The organism is Thalassotalea sp. G20_0, from assembly GCF_017744175.1.
GTDB lineage: Bacteria > Pseudomonadota > Gammaproteobacteria > Pseudomonadales > Endozoicomonadaceae > Endozoicomonas.
The window spans coordinates 239,855-258,368 of record NZ_JAGHQV010000001.1 but is presented as its reverse complement, the minus strand read 5'-3'; the positions used below and the strand labels follow the sequence as shown (position 1 = coordinate 258,368).

At 47.9% G+C, this 18,514-nt stretch carries 15 protein-coding genes, 5 tRNA genes and 1 riboswitch; of the genes, 7 read left to right on the top strand and 13 right to left on the bottom strand.

Annotation, left to right across the window (positions count from 1 at the left end):
• Nucleotides 1-14 precede the first annotated feature (14 nt).
• Nucleotides 15-338, top strand: a complete 324-nt coding sequence (locus J7438_RS01015; RefSeq protein WP_209275082.1) for a cupin domain-containing protein — start codon at nt 15-17, stop codon at nt 336-338.
• On the opposite strand, the gene xseA is transcribed toward J7438_RS01015, so the two are convergent.
• On the bottom strand, nt 328-1,689 hold the full coding sequence (xseA, locus tag J7438_RS01010; protein ID WP_209275081.1) for an exodeoxyribonuclease VII large subunit: 1,362 nt from the start codon (nt 1,687-1,689) through the stop codon (nt 328-330). The genes J7438_RS01015 and xseA overlap by 11 nt on opposite strands.
• A gap of 129 nt (nt 1,690-1,818) precedes the next feature.
• Here xseA and guaB point away from each other — a divergent pair, with 129 nt between their 5' ends.
• From guaB to J7438_RS00985, 5 genes are all read left to right on the top strand, one after another.
• The gene (gene guaB, locus J7438_RS01005; protein ID WP_209199603.1) at nt 1,819-3,288 is read left to right on the top strand and encodes an IMP dehydrogenase; all 1,470 of its coding nucleotides are present in this window, start codon (nt 1,819-1,821) and stop codon (nt 3,286-3,288) included.
• Nucleotides 3,289-3,418: 130 nt separating this feature from the next.
• Complete coding sequence (gene guaA / locus J7438_RS01000) at nt 3,419-4,996, top strand: glutamine-hydrolyzing GMP synthase (RefSeq protein WP_209275080.1); 1,578 nt, start codon at nt 3,419-3,421, stop codon at nt 4,994-4,996.
• Between the two features lie 144 nt (nt 4,997-5,140).
• A riboswitch (Lysine riboswitch) is annotated at nt 5,141-5,311 on the top strand.
• Nucleotides 5,312-5,449: 138 nt separating this feature from the next.
• A complete protein-coding gene (locus J7438_RS00995) occupies nt 5,450-7,042 on the top strand; it encodes a Na+/H+ antiporter NhaC family protein (protein WP_209275079.1) in 1,593 nt (530 codons plus the stop codon).
• A gap of 72 nt (nt 7,043-7,114) precedes the next feature.
• The gene (locus J7438_RS00990) at nt 7,115-7,537 is read left to right on the top strand and encodes a CesT family type III secretion system chaperone (protein ID WP_209275078.1); all 423 of its coding nucleotides are present in this window, start codon (nt 7,115-7,117) and stop codon (nt 7,535-7,537) included.
• Nucleotides 7,538-7,593: 56 nt separating this feature from the next.
• Nucleotides 7,594-10,998 (top strand): glycosyltransferase, encoded by a 3,405-nt coding sequence (locus J7438_RS00985; RefSeq protein ID WP_209275077.1) that lies wholly within the window; start codon nt 7,594-7,596, stop codon nt 10,996-10,998.
• A gap of 1 nt (nt 10,999) precedes the next feature.
• Here J7438_RS00985 and J7438_RS00980 read toward each other — a convergent pair whose 3' ends face one another.
• The 4 genes from J7438_RS00980 to sctD are packed head-to-tail and all read right to left on the bottom strand — an operon-like array spanning nt 11,000 to nt 13,365.
• Nucleotides 11,000-11,374, bottom strand: a complete 375-nt coding sequence (locus J7438_RS00980; protein WP_101746243.1) for a tetratricopeptide repeat protein — start codon at nt 11,372-11,374, stop codon at nt 11,000-11,002.
• 29 nt (nt 11,375-11,403) lie between these two features.
• Complete coding sequence (locus J7438_RS00975; protein ID WP_209199608.1) at nt 11,404-11,673, bottom strand: EscF/YscF/HrpA family type III secretion system needle major subunit; 270 nt, start codon at nt 11,671-11,673, stop codon at nt 11,404-11,406.
• Nucleotides 11,674-11,687: 14 nt separating this feature from the next.
• Entirely contained in the window at nt 11,688-11,960 is a 273-nt protein-coding gene (locus J7438_RS00970; protein ID WP_209275076.1) for a hypothetical protein, read from the bottom strand.
• Entirely contained in the window at nt 11,926-13,365 is a 1,440-nt protein-coding gene (sctD, locus tag J7438_RS00965; protein ID WP_209275075.1) for a type III secretion system inner membrane ring subunit SctD, read from the bottom strand. Before sctD ends, J7438_RS00970 begins: the two co-directional genes overlap by 35 nt.
• 306 nt (nt 13,366-13,671) lie before the next feature.
• Between sctD and J7438_RS00960 the strand changes: the two genes are divergently transcribed.
• Nucleotides 13,672-15,354: an AMP-binding protein gene (locus tag J7438_RS00960; RefSeq protein WP_209275074.1), complete on the top strand. Its 1,683-nt coding sequence runs from the start codon at nt 13,672-13,674 to the stop codon at nt 15,352-15,354.
• Between the two features lie 148 nt (nt 15,355-15,502).
• On the opposite strand, the gene J7438_RS00955 is transcribed toward J7438_RS00960, so the two are convergent.
• From J7438_RS00955 to J7438_RS00920, 8 genes are all read right to left on the bottom strand, one after another.
• Nucleotides 15,503-15,901, bottom strand: coding sequence for a hypothetical protein (locus J7438_RS00955; RefSeq protein WP_209275073.1), 399 nt, complete (start codon nt 15,899-15,901; stop codon nt 15,503-15,505).
• 134 nt (nt 15,902-16,035) lie between these two features.
• Nucleotides 16,036-16,614 (bottom strand): DJ-1 family glyoxalase III, encoded by a 579-nt coding sequence (locus J7438_RS00950; protein WP_209275072.1) that lies wholly within the window; start codon nt 16,612-16,614, stop codon nt 16,036-16,038.
• A 282-nt stretch (nt 16,615-16,896) separates the two neighbouring features.
• Nucleotides 16,897-17,778 (bottom strand): patatin-like phospholipase family protein, encoded by an 882-nt coding sequence (locus J7438_RS00945; protein WP_209275071.1) that lies wholly within the window; start codon nt 17,776-17,778, stop codon nt 16,897-16,899.
• 34 nt (nt 17,779-17,812) lie between these two features.
• Nucleotides 17,813-17,889 (bottom strand) — tRNA-Met (locus J7438_RS00940).
• A gap of 54 nt (nt 17,890-17,943) precedes the next feature.
• A tRNA-Met gene (locus J7438_RS00935) sits at nt 17,944-18,020 on the bottom strand.
• Nucleotides 18,021-18,074: 54 nt separating this feature from the next.
• Nucleotides 18,075-18,151: transfer RNA gene (locus tag J7438_RS00930), tRNA-Met, on the bottom strand.
• Nucleotides 18,152-18,207: 56 nt separating this feature from the next.
• Nucleotides 18,208-18,284: transfer RNA gene (locus J7438_RS00925), tRNA-Met, on the bottom strand.
• A gap of 56 nt (nt 18,285-18,340) precedes the next feature.
• Nucleotides 18,341-18,417, bottom strand: a tRNA-Met gene (locus J7438_RS00920).
• Between the last annotated feature and the right edge of the window lie 97 nt (nt 18,418-18,514).

Here is an 18,514-nt window from a genome sequence, read left to right as displayed (position 1 = left end):
CAGGTGAGTAGTCAATGAAAAACAACCTGTTCGAACACATACCTGAAGAATTACCTGAAGAGTTGTTTGAGACTCTGCAGGAATCCGGTGGCGTTAAGATAGAGCGGATTGTTTCCCGTGGTCATACGACGCCAACAGGGGAGTGGTATGACCAGCCTTGGGATGAGTGGGTGGTGCTGTTAAGTGGTTCAGCGGCACTGGAATTTGATGGGGAAAGAGCCGCTGTCACTCTCCATGCCGGTGATTATGTTATGTTGCCTTCCGGGTGCAGGCATCGGGTCGCATGGACTCAACCCGATGTGGATACCATCTGGTTAGCTGTTCATGTTAATTTGTGATTTTTTCCACTTTGCAGATCGCCTCGCCCTCAGAGAATCGTGTGGTCACCCGATCACCTTCCCGGAGCTGCTTGCTGCTTCTGATAATTGCATCGCCAGCCATGGTGATGGAATAGCCTCTTGAAAGTGTTGCCAGAGGACTCACGGCATTCAATTCGCCAGACACTTTCTCCAGCTTCAGTTGGCGTTTTTCCAGGCTATTGGATATGAGCTGAATCAGCTTTTGGCCCATATTTTTATTACGGTTTTTCAGTAGTTCCAATTTGCGTTGGGGGTTCTGTTGATTTGCCCGGTCTCTGATCCGGCTCAGGTTTGACTGAGCCCGTTCCAGTTTCAGGGTAATGGCCTGTCTTAACCGGATTTCCAGATCATCCAGACGCTGGCTATTGTCTCTCAGGCGATCTCCGGGGTGTCTTAACCGTTTTTGCAGGTTATCAAGCTCTCGCTGGCTTAACTGCAGCTTATGACGAGTCAGTGTCGTGAGCTTTCTGCTGATCAGGTTGAGCTGATTTAATAGGGCCTGGCGATCCGGGCTGAGGATTTCTGCCGCCGCTGATGGGGTTGCGGCCCGGTGGTCAGCCACAAAGTCTGCAATGGTAAAGTCAATTTCATGACCAACAGCGCTGACTATGGGGATAGGGCAGCCTGCTATGGCCCTGGCCACCAACTCTTCATTGAATGGCCATAAATCTTCCAGTGAGCCACCGCCACGACCAATAATCAGTACATCAAACCGGTTGGCACTTGCTGCCAGTTTTAACGCATTGACCAGATCGTGCTTCGCCTGCTCCCCCTGAACTGAGCTGGGAATAATGGTGACCGGTATGGCGGGAAAGCGTCTTTTCAGTACGGTTAAAATATCCCGAATGGCTGCGCCGGTGGGTGAGGTAATCACCCCGATATGCTCTGGATGAGCGGGCAGGGGTTGTTTGCGCGTGATGTCGAACAGGCCTTCAGCGGCCAGTTTTGCCTTGAGAACCTCAAAGGCTTTTTGCAGGTCACCGGTGCCGGCATTATCCATGTGTTCAACAATCAGTTGATAGTCACCTCTCCCTTCATACAGGCTCACACGTCCTCTGACCATCAGCAGCATGCCTTCAGTCGGGACAAACTTAAGCGTCTGGTTACGGTTGCGGAACATGGCACAGCGGATCTGTGACTGCTTGTCCTTCAAGGTGAAATACCAATGCCCGGAGCTGGGTCGGGCCAGTCCGGATATTTCGCCCTCAACACGGACATTATTGAAATTCATCTCCAGCAATCGCCTGGCTTTACCATTTAACTCCGTAACAGAAAGGGCTTTTGCGGATGCCTCAGCGTTTTGCGTCGGTGTATCTGTAAAGTGGTGCATGGATCAAGCCTGGCAGAAGGATTGTCGGTTTTTTGGTATTCTGCCTGAATAAGTGGTTTAGCTGAAGTTGAAATATAGGGTATACTTGTCCGAATTTTTTCCCATAAAATAAACTCTTGGTAACAGGCAATGCTGAGAATTGCACAAGATGCACTCACCTTCGATGATGTCCTCCTCCTGCCCGGCTACTCCGAAGTCCTCCCCAAAGATGTCTCCCTGAAAACCAAACTGACCCGCGGTATTGAGCTGAATATTCCGCTGATTTCTGCGGCGATGGATACCGTTACCGAAGCGTCTCTGGCTATTGCCATGGCCCAGGAAGGCGGGATCGGGATTATTCACAAGAATATGACGCCGGAGCAGCAGGCTGCTGAAGTGCGCAAGGTTAAGAAGCACGAAAGTGGTGTGGTCAAAGACCCGATTACCATTGATGCCAGTGCCACCGTCAGAGATCTTCTGGAGCTGACCTCCAGACATAATATCTCCGGTGTTCCCGTGCTTTCTGGCAGCGATCTGGTGGGTATTGTTACCAGTCGTGACGTCCGCTTTGTCTCGAATCTGGATAAAGCCGTTTCCGAGATCATGACCCGCAAAGAGCGTCTGGTGACGGTTCAGGAAGGCACTGATCCGGAGACCGTTCGCAAGCTCCTGCACAAGCATCGTATTGAAAAAGTGCTGGTGGTGGATGATCAGTTCAATCTCACCGGTATGATGACTGTTAAGGATATTAAAAAGGCCCAGCAGTACCCGAATGCATCGAAAGACAGCCAGGGACAGTTGCGAGTCGGGGCGGCTGTGGGTACTGGGGTGGAAACGCCTGATCGTGTTGCAGCCCTGGTGGCTGCCGGTGTTGATGTCATTATCGTCGACACTGCTCATGGCCACTCCCGTGGTGTGATAGAGCGAGTGAAGTGGGTGAAGGAAAATTACCCGCAGGTTCAGGTGATCGGCGGTAATATTGCCACCGCCGAGGCAGGTAGGGCCCTGGTCGAAGCGGGCGCTGATGGTGTTAAAGTGGGTATCGGTCCGGGCTCTATCTGTACTACCCGTATTGTGACCGGTATCGGTGTGCCTCAGATCACTGCGGTAGCCAATGTGGTTGAAGCGCTGAAAGATACCGGGGTTCCTGTTATTGCTGATGGCGGTATCCGTTTTTCCGGTGATATGGCAAAAGCGATTGTTGCCGGTGCCAGTACCGTCATGCTGGGCAGTATGCTGGCGGGTACTGAAGAGGCACCGGGTGAAGTGGAGCTTTACCAGGGGCGTAGCTATAAGGCTTATCGTGGCATGGGTTCTCTGGGGGCAATGTCCCAGGCTTCCGGTTCCAGTGACCGTTATTTCCAGAGTGCCGAAGCGGGTGCTGAAAAGCTGGTTCCGGAAGGTATTGAAGGGCGTGTGCCTTACAAGGGGCCTCTCCATGCCATTATCCATCAGATGGTGGGTGGCTTGCGCGCCGCGATGGGCTATACCGGTTCGGCTGATATGGAAACCATGCGCACCCGGCCACAGTTTGTTCGTGTAACCAATGCCGGTATGGCCGAATCCCATGTCCACGATGTAACGATTACCAAGGAAGCGCCTAACTACCGTGTTGGTTAAGACTGCTTCACAGCGTTGTTCATGTTGACACCCGCAGCCGGGCAGAAATGAGATAGCTTCTGACCGGCTGTTTACTTTCAGTAAGGGTAAGCCTCCCGGCCCTGCTGATCACAGGACTTAGAGATTAATCATGTCCCAGGATATCCATTCAGACCGCATTCTGATTCTTGATTTTGGTTCCCAGTACACTCAGCTTATTGCCCGAAGAGTGCGTGAGATCGGCGTTTATTGTGAACTTCATCCCTACGATATGGATGATGGCGCTATTCGGGAGTTCAGCCCAAAAGCGATCATTTTGTCCGGCGGCCCTGAATCCGTTACCGGTGATAACTCTCCAAAAGCATCTGATATTGTTTTTCAGCTCGGCGTTCCTGTGCTTGGCATCTGTTATGGCATGCAGGCTATGGCAGAGCAGATGGGTGGCAAGGTCAGTACCTCTGATCTGCGTGAGTTTGGCTATGCCCAGGTTCAGCTGGAAGCGAAAGTGCACCTTTTTGATGGCATTGAAGACCATGTCTGTGAAGGTGGCCGTCTGACACTGGATGTCTGGATGAGCCATGGTGATAAAGTGACCACCATACCTGAAGGCTTTGTGGTTGCTGCTTCCACCGGCTCCTGCCCGATTGCTGCTATGGCTTGCGAAGAAAAGCAGTATTACGGCGTCCAGTTCCACCCTGAAGTGACACATACCACCCAGGGATTACGAATTCTTGAGCGTTTTGTGGTTGATATTGCCGGGTGTCAGAAACTGTGGACGCCAGGCAAGATCATCGATGATGCCATTGCCCGTATTCGTGAGCAGGTGGGTGAGCAGAAGGTGTTGCTGGGGCTGTCCGGTGGTGTTGATTCCAGTGTCGTAGCGGCGCTGCTGCATAAGGCGATTGGTGATCAGCTGGTCTGCGTTTTTGTTGATAATGGTCTGCTCCGTCTCCATGAAGGCGATCAGGTGATGGCCATGTTTGCAGAAAATATGGGGGTTCGGGTTATTCGTGCGGACTCTGAAGCGTTGTTCCTGGGGCGTCTGAACGGTGTGCAGGACCCTGAAGACAAGCGCAAGATTATTGGCAATACCTTTATCGAAGTGTTTGATGAACATGCCAGTGCCCTGGACAATATTGCTTTTCTGGCCCAGGGCACCATCTATCCGGATGTTATTGAGTCCGCTGGTTCAACAACCGGTAAGGCCCATGTCATCAAGTCCCATCATAATGTGGGCGGGTTGCCGGAAGAGATGAAGATGGCGCTGGTTGAGCCGCTGCGTGAGCTGTTCAAGGATGAGGTTCGAACCATTGGTCTGGAGTTGGGTCTGCCTTATGACATGGTTTACCGTCACCCATTCCCGGGACCGGGCCTCGGCGTTCGTATCCTGGGCGAGGTCAAAAAGGAATATGCAGATATTCTCCGCCAGGCGGATGCTATTTTTATTGAAGAACTGCGTAAGGCCGACTGGTATCAAAAGACCAGTCAGGCTTTTGCTGTTTTCCTGCCGGTGAAATCCGTTGGCGTGGTGGGTGATGGTCGCCGCTATGAGTATGTGATTGCCCTGCGAGCGGTGGAAACCATAGACTTTATGACCGCTCGCTGGGCGCACCTGCCCTATGATCTGCTGGAAAAAGTCTCTAATCGGATCATCAATGAAATTGAGCATGTTTCCAGGGTGACCTATGATGTATCCAGTAAGCCACCGGCTACGATTGAGTGGGAGTGATACAGTCATTACTAAATGTGATAACTGATTCCTTTACTTATACTTGCTTTGGGTATTTATATCGGGAGCAATGGTGCATAATGCGCCCATTCAGGGGTGATGTAGTGAGGATCCTTTTACTACATTCCTGCCTGTGATCCTCTTTCCCTAGTTAGAGGCGCGCTGTTTATCAGTAAATCGGAATAGGGTGACGTCCGTAGTCCGATTGAAAGGAAATGGTGCCGAAGTGAGCCTGGTGGTCTACCAGCCTCACTGGTAGTGCATCGAACAGGTGTACTACTGTCACAGTTTTTACTGTGGAGAGCTAACGGGTACCAGAGAGCGCTGATGAGGTTTTCTTTATTCGCGCTTCCTCCATGTACGCTTGCCTCCTGATCTAATTACAACTGGTTCACTCATCCTGATAAGCATTGGAATAACGGGCATGGGTGATCAATAAACGAGATCAGTTTTATGGAATTAACCAGTTTCAGTGATTCGTCGTTATCGTTATTGGCTCCAGCCATCGCAATTATTCTGGCAGTAATAACCCGGAAAGTATTATGGTCTCTGGGTGCTGGTATTGTCACCGGTGCGTTACTGCTGACCGGCTTGAACCCGCTTATCACCATTCACCGTATTTTTGATGGGTTTGTTGGTGTGTTTTGGGATGAAGGCCTTAATTTCAGCAATCTCTATATTCTGTTGTTTTTGCTGGTCCTGGGTGTGATCACCAGTCTGATCAGTATTTCTGGTGGAGCCAGGGCCTTTGGTGAGTGGGCTCGTGAGCGTGTCAAGACCCGTCAGGGCTCACAGGTACTGACGGTGTTTCTCGGTGTTATCATTTTTATTGATGATTATTTCAACAGCCTTGCCGTGGGGAGTATCAGTAAGCCACTCACTGATCGGCACAAAGTCTCAAGAGCCAAGCTCGCTTATTTGATTGATTCGACCGCTGCCCCAATCTGCGTAATTATGCCAATTTCAAGCTGGGGTGCTTATATCATTGCCCTGGTGGGTACTATTATGGCGACCCACGGTGTTGGTGGCGATAGCCCGGTCTTTTCATTCCTGGCCATGGTTCCCATGAACCTTTATGCAATTTTTGCGCTGGCGCTGGTTTTCTTTACCGCCGCCATGGATCTTAATGTTGGCCCCATGGCCAGACACGAGAGCGCAGCGCTTGCTGGTACTCTGTTTGATGCCAATAAGGGTAACCCTCCGGGCGCTCCATCTCTGGAAGAAGATAAAAATGGCCGTGTGGCTGACCTGGTGTCACCGATTCTGGTGTTGGTACTGGCAACGATGGCTGCCATGATCTGGACGGGGTATACCGCTCTTGCTGGTGATAATCAGGCATTTTCCATCCTGGGTGCCTTTGAGAATACCGATGTTACGTTATCGCTGATCAGTGGAGGTATGATTGGTCTTCTGTTTGCGATTGCCCGGTTGCTGGGTCGAAATATTTCTGGAAACATCTGGAAGAAGGCGATCGCTGAGGGCAGCAGGTCAATGTTACCAGCTATCTATATTCTTGTGTTTGCCTGGGTTCTGACTGGAATAATTGGCCAGCTGGAGACCGGTAAGTATCTGGCTGGCCTGGTTAGTGGGAATATTTCCCCCAGCTTTCTACCCATGATGCTTTTTATTGTCTCTGGTGTGATGGCCTTTGCTACCGGAACCAGTTGGGGTACCTTTGGTATTATGCTGCCCATTGCCGGAGATATGGCGGCTGCCGCGGACATAGCTATGATGCTGCCCATGTTGGCCTCTGTACTGGCGGGTGCTGTGTTTGGTGATCACTGCTCCCCGATTTCTGATACCACAATCCTTTCGTCCACCGGGGCATCCTGTCACCATATGGATCACGTCAATACTCAGCTTCCTTACGCGCTTGCCATAGCGGCTGTAGCCATGTTCGGGTACCTGGTAATGGGGATTACTCACTCGATTTCGTTAGGCTTTGTTGCATCACTTGTGGCGTTTACAGGTCTTGTTATTCTGTTCAGAAGAATTTCTTTGAAATCCCGCTTGATGGCACCGGCTTCCGGTCATCTGGCCAAGTAATTCAGCTGCACTATGCTTAAGGAGAGGCAGGGACGCCTTTTTGAACTTATTTAAATCAAGGGCATGGATGCTATGAGCTTTGAACAATTGATGAATTCATACGCTGCTCGTCAACAGATGGGTGAGCTGGAGTATGAAAACGACAGATATTCTCTGTTGGTTAATGGTCGGATAGAGGTTGCCTGTTTTCAGGCCAATGGTCGCTTTTATGCTTATAGCATCATTGCTAGGCTGCCCGGGGAAAATAGTAAGCGTGAAGAATTGTTGATCAGGCTGTTGGGGAAAAACCTGGCTCTGATTGCCCATGAGCGTGTTTCATTGTGTATCGATCCTGATGCTGATGCACTGGCCCTATATGCTTCGGCTCCGATAAAGAGCCTGAATGTTGATGGTATTGAAGAGGTCATTGCAGCATTGGCCAATAATCATGCACTTTTTGTAAATTGGGTTGAGCAAAGTGCCCCCCCTGGCCCAGCCATGATGTTCATGTCCTAATAGAAGCTGCTGCCAGTTCGATATATAAGGTATGTCAATGATCAGAGTTGTTCGATATGCCTTCGAAAAAGCAGCAATCCACTGGTTCCTCAATATTTGGTTGCCTGGTTGCCAGTACTGAAGCTGCCTATTTCAATGGACTCCGGCGTGCCAATGACGGATTTCTGAAAGCCATCATTCGTTACAGTCGATTCAAAGAGATACATATATTTTCCCCTCAGTCGTTATTGCCGGAGTTGAGATCCGGCTGGGAATCTTTTCTTCAGCATTATGGCAGTGATAAAGCCATCCATTTCTTACCGGCTCATGAGTTAAGCCGGTCTTTTTCCCGGGTCAGGTACCAGGTTTTTCATCAGGGGGATCCCTGGGTTGGTCATCTCGCAGCGCTGCGTGATGCTTACTGTATAGAACCATTTCCTATTACGGGTCGGGCTCATACGTTGAGTACAGACTCAAATATGTCAAATACCCGTGATCTTCTGTTGTCACCGCTAAAAAGCTGTGACGCAATTTTATGCAGCAGTGAAGCGCAGAAAAAAGTGATGATGCGTCTGTTGTCTGCCGCGAGTTCCAGTATTTCAGATCATATTGGTGTGGCTATACCTTACAAGGGGAGTGTTGCGAAGCTGCCCCTGGGGATAGAGCCTGATGAGCGTTATGCAGGAAGTAAAGAGGAAGCCAGAGGGGTATTGGGTGTTGATCAGGAATCTTTTGTCATTTTAACCCTTGGCCGGATTGCTCCTTCTAACAAGATGGACCTCCATCCGGTATTGCTGGTAATGAATGATCTGGTAGAGGGTTATGGACACCGAAATATCAAGTGGATTATTGCGGGTGCAGGAGATGCTGGCAATCCAACTGTGCAGTCCCTGTTAAAACAAGCTTATGATTTAAACCTTGAAGGCAGTGTCCGCTTTGAGCTGGAAATTGCAGATGACCGTAAACACCAATGGCTGTCAGCCTGTGATCTGGTGCTGACGCTTTCGGATAATATTCAGGAAAGTTTTGGCATCGTACCTCTGGAAGCAATGGTAAATGGCAAGGCTGTAGTTTTATCCGACTGGAATGGCTATTCGGAATTGGTTGAGGATGGGGTCAGTGGCTGTTTGATTGAAACCGTGTCGACAGATTTGGATGATCTTGCCCGTCCGCTTGGTTCATTATTGACGGACCATGCCCATTTGCTACAAGCCCAGGGGACAGCGGTTAATTTGAGCCAATGTTCAGAGAAAATTCATCAGCTGATTCAGGAACCTGAGCTTCTGTCGCGCATCGGAGAGCAGGGAAGGCAGAGAGTATTTGAGAATTATCGATGGGAAGCCATTGTTGATGAATATCATCAGTTGGTGAGTGACCTGAATAAAGACGCTGATCAGATTTCCCGATTAAATAAAAGGCCAGTGGGGCTTCCTTATCATCAGATATTTGAGCATTACCCAGCCAGTCAGTTGGCAGATGACCAGTTCCTTACGACAACGGATCGAGGTGTTAGATTGTTGCTGAGATCCGAGCAGTTTGTTCACTATACCGAAATGGACTCATTGTTAAAAACGGACCTGATTGACCAGGTAGCCCGTCTTTGTCTATCCGGTTGCCATGTGATGGACTTGAGGGCGAATTTTCCTCAGGAACCGGCACTTCTGTTGAATATTATGTGGATGTGTAAATATCAACTGCTGGCCCTGACCGATAAACCGTTAACAAAGCAGGCTAACCATCAAAAAAGATGGTGGCCTGAAGAGCAAAGGCTACCGGCTGAGGTGATGCTGCATCTGGATTGTGTCGAGCCTCATCGGTTCAGACTTCTGGAGCCTTTGCTCTGCTGGCTGGATGTGCAGCTGGCGCTCTACCATAACCATTCAGAAAACCCTGAATTTCGAGCGAGCCTGCTCAAGCCCTTTGCTGCAAAGCTGGATGGCCAGCTGTTGCAGGCAATTGGCTGGGTTGCTGAGATGAAAGGGACTGTGCAATATACCGATGTGTTGGACTCTGTCGTTGAGCAGGGCGGGCTGGTATTCCTGAGTGCTGAATTTCCTTTGTGGTATCGTTTGAATCGCTTATGGATTATCCGGGCACTGAAAGACTTTAAACAATTATTTGCCCGGTTTTACCGAGATCTTGGGGGTATCAATCAGCTGTTTTCTGATCTTTGGCAACAGCCAGCGCAGAGTATTGCCCGCCTTGATTTTCCGTTAAGTACTTCGTCTTCTTGTATGATTGCCATTATCGTTTGTGATAATGGTGAGAAGCTGGTTTATAAAAACAGGGATCTGGCTGTCGAGCGTCAGATTATCGGGCACACTGCTGATAACAGTAATATCGCCGGAAAGCTTAACCAGTGGCTGGGTGGGCAGCCCGGGCTGGCAACCATAAGGATATTGTCAGGATCGTTTGATGGCGCTTACGGCTATTGTGAGTTTGTTGATAAAGGTCTCAATGAGGCGCTGGATGACCAGCAGATAAGCGATTATTACCAGCGCCTGGGAGTTATTGCTGGTTTATCGATTCTGTTGGGAATGGGAGATGTTCATAATCGGAATGTTGTATCCAGAAATGGCATACCTCATCTCGTGGATGTTAAAGCTGCCTTCTGCCCGGGTGTTATAAAAGCGTTCGAGTCTGAGTTGAATGATCCCCAGAAAGCCTTTTGTGGTACGGATAACAGCTTTATGCTCACGTCTCTCTGGAGTGTTTTTGAACAGTTTCACTTTAATGGTTATCGGGATTGCTTATTCCAGTTAGTCAATGGAGAGTTGATCGAGATGCCGTCGGTGGAAGAAAGTCTGGTGATCAATAATTTGGTTCGGACCGGTGAGAGTGACTCGTTATCAAGCATCAAGCCTTTCCTTTGCAGTCAATATGCCAGCGCTTTTGAAAAAGGCCTTGATGCTACGTTCAGAGTCGTTGTGGATCATCACGATGACTGGTGTGCGCTTCTGGAACGTTGTAATGGAATGACTGTTTGTCACTTACCGCGTTTAGATCAGGAGTTCTATTGGCAACAGAAAGTGAATCTATGGACCTTTCATGGCTTTCAGGCATTCTCAGGAAAGCGTCTCAGGGGTTATTTTGACAGGGTGATAAGTCGATTATGTCAGGGGGCAGAAGAGATTCAACGCTGGGGTGAGCCTGAGTGGTTTGAACCTGCAATGGTGCTGTCAGATGAGTTGGTGAAAAATTTGCTTTCTGGCTCAATTACTGAGTTCAGGCGTGAAGTTGGAGGGAAGGGGGTATTCAGTGAGTCTGGTTCCAGGCTATCTGAAAGAGTGATTTCTGAGCATTATTTTTCAGTTGATACGCTAAACAAGTCTGTCCGTCTGGTGCAGACTATGGCTGAGAACCCTCAGCAGCTGGAGCAATTTTTAATCTTTCTTACGGCGGTGGTCAAGCAGTGGATGATTGAGAAAGCGGTGCCGGGGAAGAACTTCCCGGAAGCTTTGCGAGCTAAGCTTCCGGAATAAGCTATTGGCCGTGGATGTTGGCAAGAAGTTCTCTGGCCATTTCAGCGGGTTCTGCCTCTTTTGAAGACAGCAGTGGTTTAAGATAGTCTTCACTTTCTTTATTACGTCCCTCAAACATCAAAGCTAATCCCAGAAAAGCCTTGATAGTAGGGTCTTCAGGGTGCTTTGCCAGACCTTCCTTATGCAACAGGTCAATAGCTTCCTGATGACGTTTTCGATTCATAAACTCAAGGGCAAAGCCAATGGTGCTAAGTGGGCTGTCAGGCCTGGCAGCTTCAATACCGTTGAAAATGCCAAAAGCATGTTTTGGCAGTCCGGTTCCGCTGGCCATAAAGCCAATATCCGCCAGAGTTTTTAAAAGCTTGTCATCAATCATTGCTGACTATCTCCATCCATAAAATTAGTTTAGAGCTTCTGAATAATACTCTGTATCGTATCCTTGATGGATTTGACGATACTTGAACGAAGACCTTCAACAATCATGTACTTGTTGAACTCTACCTGGAACTCAACCATATCCTTGGTACTGTTAGGATCCATATTGGCGACACGGTTTTTCAGTGCTGTATCGAGAGCTTCTGCCTGGCTTCCGAATGTTTCAGATACTTTGTCAAAGCTGAAACCGGCGCTTCCTGGCTGATTGTAATTCGGGTTGTAGGTATCCTGGTATGCCATGGCTGAGTTCCCTCTCAGGCTTTTGATTGACCGTGATGCTGTTTCCAGCTCTTATCAACGACCTCCATAGCCGCAACTACAGCGGTGAGCAGGCTGTCGATTTTTGAAAAATCTTCCGGAGCTGCGCCTTTATCTTTTAATCCTTTCAGGCGAGTCGCTTCAGAGAGTAAATGGTTAAGGATCTGATCCCGGTAAGAGCCGTCCTTATCTTGAATCAACTGTTCTTCAGTTGCTGAGAGAAGAATATTCTCTTCATTTTTCGGTTTGTCCGTCACGGTTCCCTCCAAGACGGTATTTGATTCTGTCAGTTCCGTTAGCTAATAAAAGATACTCAAGGTTGATATCTTCAATTATATACCCATTAGAAAGTTTTGCTCCTATGAGGTACTTGGAACCATCTATCAGTATCACGTAAGGCACTTTGCCCATACTGATACCGCGTATATTTAACGATAAAGGTGATTGACTGTCCGTTATTGTACCTCCTGCATACTTGGTGGCTAATTCAATGGATGGTTTGTTGGCGTATTTTTTCTGAAACTTGGCTACTACCGTTTGCAGGTCATAAACTTGTCCTTCATCCAGCAGGTGCCCTTTCAGGATCACCGTCTGATCCCGGGTGACGACGTGAATTCTTGGTATCAGCCCTTTTTCCCGGAGCATGGATTTGAGGGTATTGACCCGACTAATCTGGTTTTCAACCTGATCAACAACTGACGTAAGCCCATAAATCTCCTGTTTGAGCATGCTGATAATGTTATCAAGCTCATCAGAAGTTGAAACATATCCGGTTATCACCAGAGATCCGGGAGTGTTATCCAGCTCCAGCTCAAGTTTGTCATAACCACGATCTCTGAGGAGCAGTTCAGCGTTATCACGCATTTCATTCATAACAATGATCTGCAAATTAAAAGGAATTCCCTGCTTTCTGAGAAATTTTTGCAGCTCAAGTCTGTCCTGAAGCGTTGGTGTATAACCCGACACGAGTAATGATTTATCGGGCAACTGTTTGAACTTTACCTCTTTAAGTCCAAGCTGGTCCCTGGCCTTTGCCGAGATTTCGAGAACTCCCGGGATGTTTGTTACTTTTTGTACTTCTGTATCCGTGTTGGAAATCATCAGACTCACGCCGGCGATCACAATCAGCAGTATGACTGGAATAGCGGCAAGCCATCTTTTATCAATACTTGCTATAAAGGATGTATCATCAAAATCGTCATCATCTTCTTCTTCGTCATCCTCTTCATCCTCATCTGGCAGTGTCTGCTGGAAGTCAGATCCAGATAGATCTAGCTCATCTGCGTCAGTAGATGGCTGCTCTTCCTCACTGACAGTCAGTTCCTGTGTTGGGGGAGGGGCTATGTTCGGTAGTGCCAGAGATGGCCACTCCGCATCAGCGGGGCCGATAGCTATGAACAGGCTGCTTGAGGTAACAACATCAAAGTGGCGGTAGTGAATACTCGAGCCTGCGGGTTCGCCATTTACATATAAAGGAGTATCCGCTGTGCTTGATTGGATTTTTACCTGGCCATCATTAGAAATCTCAATAATGAGCTCGATATCATTCAGGTTGTCGTCGGTTAAGATCAGGTCACAACCATCATCTTTACCCAGGGAGTACCTGCCCGGCTCGATGGGGATCTCGGCACCAATATGGTTGCCGGAGAGTATTTTCAGGTAAAATTCAGTCATAAATGACCTCCTGCCATGGTAAAGCAGAAAATGATCTGACTGGGCCCGTAGACGGTTTTATGGTCAACATCCTGTTGATTCTGTCCGTAGTTATTACTGGTGTCTTTACGTGCTCTGACTATCTGCGTAAATTGAGTCTTAAAAAATAGATTAAGGTAAAAAAAACGTCATTGCCAGAGGTTACATGATAATTATTCGGCAAATTCGTCACTAATTAGATGCCTGTCGATAAAATGTTGGGTAAAATTTCCTGAAAAGGTTAAATAGCCCTGATAACAATAACCATAAAATAAGAGGCGCAGTGTTATGGATGCATCATTCTGGAATGGTAAAAGGCCTGCTGGGGTTGGTGATTCTGTTAACCCTGATGAATATTCCAGTGCTTTATCTGTGATCAATGCTTTTTTAAATGAGAATAGCTCGCTCCCTGCATTTACGGGCATTGGACATACACTGACTTATGCTGACATTGATCTTTACAGTCAGCAGTTTGCAGCATACATCCAAAGAAATACTGATCTGCAACCGGGGGATCGAATTGCGATTCAGATGCCCAATCTTCTACAGTACCCGATTGTCGTTTATGGCGCGTTGCGAGCAGGATTGGTTATCGTAAATACCAACCCGCTTTATACTGCCCGGGAAATGTTGCACCAGTTCAAAGACTCGGGAGCAAAGGCATTAGTATTTTTTGAAAACTTTGGTGATCTCGTTGAAGAGGTGGTTGGTCAGACAGATATCAAACATCTTTTTGTGACCCGGCTTGCTGATATGGTTCCGGCTCCGAAACGGCAGGTGGTTAATTTCCTGGTCAAATATGTTAAGAAGATGGTGCCACGGTATTCCTTACCCAAAGCAGTTCCGCTGCTTGACGCCTTCAGAGCTGCAAAAGCCTCTGACTATCAACCGATTCCAGAGGGTAAGCTCTCTGATCCGCTGGCGCTTCAATACACTGGTGGTACTACCGGGGTGGCCAAAGGTGCCATTCTGACTAACAGGAATTTGATAGCAAATATGCTTCAGTCCAAAGAGATGCTGTCTCAAGTGGATCAACAGGGGCAGAAAATCTTGAAAACAGGGCGCGAAACGCTTATCGCGCCATTGCCGCTCTATCACATATATGCCTTCACAGTGCACTTAATGTGTATGCCGTTTATGGGGAATCACAGTATTCTGATAGCTAACCCGAGAGATACAGATACATTTATTAAGTCGATTAAACCGTGGCGTTTTACTGCTTTTATTGGTCTGAATACCTTATTTGCCAGCTTGCTGAATCATCCCAAATTTAAAGAATGTGATCTCTCAGGTTTAAAGGTAACTTTATCGGGAGGGACTGCGCTGCAGGAGGCAACGGCTCAAAGGTGGCATAAAGAGACCGGGTGTATTATTTCTGAAGCTTATGGGTTAACAGAGTGTTCTCCCGCCGTTTGTATGAATCCAGCCGGTGATTTGTCACAGCCAGGCACTGCGGGCCTGCCAATACCTTCCACAGAGCTGAAAACCATAGACGAGAATGGTGATGAGACAGCGATAGGTGAGCCTGGTGAGCTTTGTGTCAGGGGGCCGCAGGTTATGTCCGGATACTGGCAGCGAGTTGAAGCAACAGCTGAAGTACTCAGTACGGATGGTTGGCTGAAAACCGGTGATGTCGCTGTGATCCAGGAAGATGGGTTTGTCAGAATTGTTGACCGCATCAAGGATATGATTCTGGTTTCCGGTTTTAATGTCTATCCGAATGAAATTGAGGATGTTGTTTCCGGCCATCCAAAGGTGGCAAACTGTGCGGCCATTGGGATTCCCGATGAGAACTCTGGGGAGAAGGTTAAGTTGTTTGTTATCAAGTCAGATGACAGTCTTACAGCTGACGAGTTACTAAGCTGGTGTCGTGATTATCTGACGGCCTATAAAGTGCCCAAGGTGTGTGAATTTCGTGATGAATTGCCGATGACACCTGTTGGCAAGATTTTGCGCAAAGACCTCCGGTAGTCAGAGGTTGTGAGTTAACCTGTTATGGTTTGGTGGGATCCATCCGGAAGGGTGGTCTCTTTATCACAAGTCCTGTAATCCCTGGTAATCAGGGTTACAGGATATTTTTTATATGTCGTTTATATTTTAAGGAGATTTTGACAGTCAGTTATGCTGACTGCTGGTCATGGTTTGAGAAATAACGATGCAGGATTTCAGGGTCGTCTTTCAAAGCATTAAATGCGTCTTTGGCATCGGTGGGTGTGATGCTGGTGCGATCCAGTTTCATGCGATGTATAGAGGCATCAAACCAGAACCAGTGATTGTCTTCGGTAAGACATAAGGCTCTTACTGAATAGCTGGTTGCTGGAATGAAGGGCAGGGGCATTCCACTGGTTAGTTGTTTTCTGACAATGGTGGAATTTTGACAAGAGTAGGTGGTGTTGTGGTAAATCCGCTCGAAACGGTTGAATTCGTGACCAAACATCTTGTTTGCCATAATGTCCTGTTTTTGACTCAGGTAATACAGTGCAAAAATGCCAGCCACAATCAGGATAAAGCTTTCCATTTTTCATACCTCGTGGGTTAATGCACTGGGCTTCCCTGCGGCTTCGGAAAACCCTTATATGTATTCTATACGCATTTGTACAACTATGTTCAATTAACATCGCTGATGAGATTGGGGTTTTTACTGGAGAAGGATCACAATGCCCAGTCAGCAATCATCTGTTTGGCTATCGGCCGAAAAGCATCTTTTCCATAGAGCGCATCAACTAATTTAAATGAAAATCCCATGGCATTGCCCGGGCCCTGGGCTGTTATAACCCGTTTTTTTTCGTCCACCACTACGGTGTTTCCGGGATGTGTCAGGGCACCTTCCATTTGCTCCATAAAGCTGGGATAGCAAGTCGCGTGGACGTTATCCAGTAAACCGTTGTGAGCAAGAACTACCGCAGGCGAGGCGCATATAGCCGCATACCATTTTCCTGCTTTTTGCTGATCATGCAGCAGTGTTATCAGCGTTTTGCAGTTCTTCAGGTTCTCGGCACCGGGCATACCACCAGGAAGGGCAATCAGGTGAAACGGCTTGCCTGTGCAGGCTTCTATATGCACATCTGCTGTGATCTGCATTTGGTGTGAGGTGGTGATGGTCTGCTTGCCATCAGGAAGACAGCTGGCTACAGTGACTTGTGCGCCCGCTCTCCTGAGTGTGTCTATGATGGTCACAGCTTCAATGTCTTCAGAGCCATCAGCAATTGGGATGAGAACCTGTCTTGGCATGGTAGACCCTCATTATGAAGGTGGGGTGTTAAGTAAGTGTCTGCAGCTTAAGGCCGTATAGGATCTTGTTGCGGGTAGTTAAAACTGAGAGATAAAGCTTCTGTATATTGGCTCTCTTCTGCACAGAATCAGACTACAAAATGAGAAAAAATGAATAACAGGATTGTTTTATCGTCGCTTTCAGTTCGCATTAAGATGTTTAAACAGGCTCTTATATGCCGACAGAATTTTAATCTAGCAGATAGTTAAGGCTGGTGAGATAAATTTGATAATGAATTGGTATTATGCCAGTTGCCCGGCAAGGTTGTAGCCGAGGTTGTAGCCACTGTGGTAATCAGACACAAGGTGATTTCTGTGTCTTGTTCCTCTGGAGGTGTTCAGTGGCTTCAGTGGCGAGATATGAACCAGATATATGCTTGAGTCTTGTGCAACTGATTCAGCAAGGTCTGCCGCCTGGTTGTAAATAGTGTTCTGATCTTTTATCAGCATTGACACGGCTGGCATTTGACGATTTTGCCAGGCATAAATTTTGGACCCGGTTGCCGAACTTTTACGAAAGTTTGCTTGCCTGGTTCTAAGTACAACAATCTGGTTATGGCCGTCATCAATCGCTTTTTGTATTGGCAAGGGGTCTGATAAACTGCCATCGGTCAGGGCGTGGTTATTAACCAATACCGGTTTTCGATAAATCATGGGTAAGGCGCTGCTTGCCTTCAATGTGTCGTTGATCACCTCATTTGGTGTGTTGCTGTCAATGCTGTGATAAACGGGTTTTCCGCTTTCAATACATGTGCTGACAACGGTAAAGCGTTGAGTGTTCAGCCTCTTTCTGAAACGGTCAAAGTTTAAAGCGTTTTGCTGTGAAAGCTTTTGGAAAAACCAGTCAAGATCAAACAGATCCCCACCCCTGATATGGCGCAGAATACTGATAAACTCAGAGTCAAGGCATAGTTTGGTATAGATATCCAGATTGCGTCCACGTTGACCCGCAATAAATGAACTGAGATTCAGCGCGCCAGACGATACGCCATAGTAGCCATCGAAAGCTTTGACTCTTTTATCAAGAAAAGCGTCCAGAATACCAGCAGTGAAAATACCACGCATACCTCCACCTTCAACAACCAGCGCTCTTTTTATGGATGAGGAGGGGGCGATGTGTTGCATGGTTGGAGTGTTGAGGTTATTGATTGAAATAAGATGGTTGCGGGAGCTGGATTCGAACCAACGACCTTCGGGTTATGAGCCCGACGAGCTACCAGACTGCTCCATCCCGCGACAAAACTGCTCAGCTGATTCTTTCAAAAAGAAACATCAACTGCTTTACAAAAGTGGTTGCGGGAGCCGGATTCGAACCAACGACCTTCGGGTTATGAGCCCGACGAGCTACCAGACTGCTCCATCCCGCGACAAAACTGCTCAGCTGATTCTTTCAAAAAGAAACATCAACTGCTTTATAAAAGTGGTTGCGGGAGCCGGATTCGAACCAACGACCTTCGGGTTATGAGCCCGACGAGCTACCAGACTGCTCCATCCCGCGACAAAACTGCTCAGCTGATTCTTTCAAAAAAAGAAACATCAACTGCTTTACAAAAGTGGTTGCGGGAGCCGGATTCGAACCAACGACCTTCGGGTTATGAGCCCGACGAGCTACCAGACTGCTCCATCCCGCGATAAAGCTGATCAGTTGATTCTTTCAAAAAAAGAAACATCAACTGCTTTACAAAAGTGGTTGCGGGAGCTGGATTCGAACCAACGACCTTCGGGTTATGAGCCCGACGAGCTACCAGACTGCTCCATCCCGCGTCGAAAGAGAGGCGAATTATAGGGACGCTGGTTATAATGTCAAGGATTACCTGCGGCAAAAGGAGAAGGTGAAAGTGAGTGCGGTATTGGTTATGCA

What these genes read in the sequence shown, in the direction of transcription:
- J7438_RS01015 (WP_209275082.1), top strand. Translation starts at nt 15, where the DNA reads ATGAAAAACAACCTGTTCGAACACATACCTGAAGAATTACCTGAAGAG.
- xseA (WP_209275081.1), bottom strand. Translation starts at nt 1,689, where the DNA reads ATGCACCACTTTACAGATACACCGACGCAAAACGCTGAGGCATCCGCA.
- guaB (WP_209199603.1), top strand. Translation starts at nt 1,819, where the DNA reads ATGCTGAGAATTGCACAAGATGCACTCACCTTCGATGATGTCCTCCTC.
- guaA (WP_209275080.1), top strand. Translation starts at nt 3,419, where the DNA reads ATGTCCCAGGATATCCATTCAGACCGCATTCTGATTCTTGATTTTGGT.
- J7438_RS00995 (WP_209275079.1), top strand. Translation starts at nt 5,450, where the DNA reads ATGGAATTAACCAGTTTCAGTGATTCGTCGTTATCGTTATTGGCTCCA.
- J7438_RS00990 (WP_209275078.1), top strand. Translation starts at nt 7,115, where the DNA reads ATGAGCTTTGAACAATTGATGAATTCATACGCTGCTCGTCAACAGATG.
- J7438_RS00985 (WP_209275077.1), top strand. Translation starts at nt 7,594, where the DNA reads ATGCCTTCGAAAAAGCAGCAATCCACTGGTTCCTCAATATTTGGTTGC.
- J7438_RS00980 (WP_101746243.1), bottom strand. Translation starts at nt 11,374, where the DNA reads ATGATTGATGACAAGCTTTTAAAAACTCTGGCGGATATTGGCTTTATG.
- J7438_RS00975 (WP_209199608.1), bottom strand. Translation starts at nt 11,673, where the DNA reads ATGGCATACCAGGATACCTACAACCCGAATTACAATCAGCCAGGAAGC.
- sctD (WP_209275075.1), bottom strand. Translation starts at nt 13,365, where the DNA reads ATGACTGAATTTTACCTGAAAATACTCTCCGGCAACCATATTGGTGCC.
- J7438_RS00960 (WP_209275074.1), top strand. Translation starts at nt 13,672, where the DNA reads ATGGATGCATCATTCTGGAATGGTAAAAGGCCTGCTGGGGTTGGTGAT.
- J7438_RS00955 (WP_209275073.1), bottom strand. Translation starts at nt 15,901, where the DNA reads ATGGAAAGCTTTATCCTGATTGTGGCTGGCATTTTTGCACTGTATTAC.
- J7438_RS00950 (WP_209275072.1), bottom strand. Translation starts at nt 16,614, where the DNA reads ATGCCAAGACAGGTTCTCATCCCAATTGCTGATGGCTCTGAAGACATT.
- J7438_RS00945 (WP_209275071.1), bottom strand. Translation starts at nt 17,778, where the DNA reads ATGCAACACATCGCCCCCTCCTCATCCATAAAAAGAGCGCTGGTTGTT.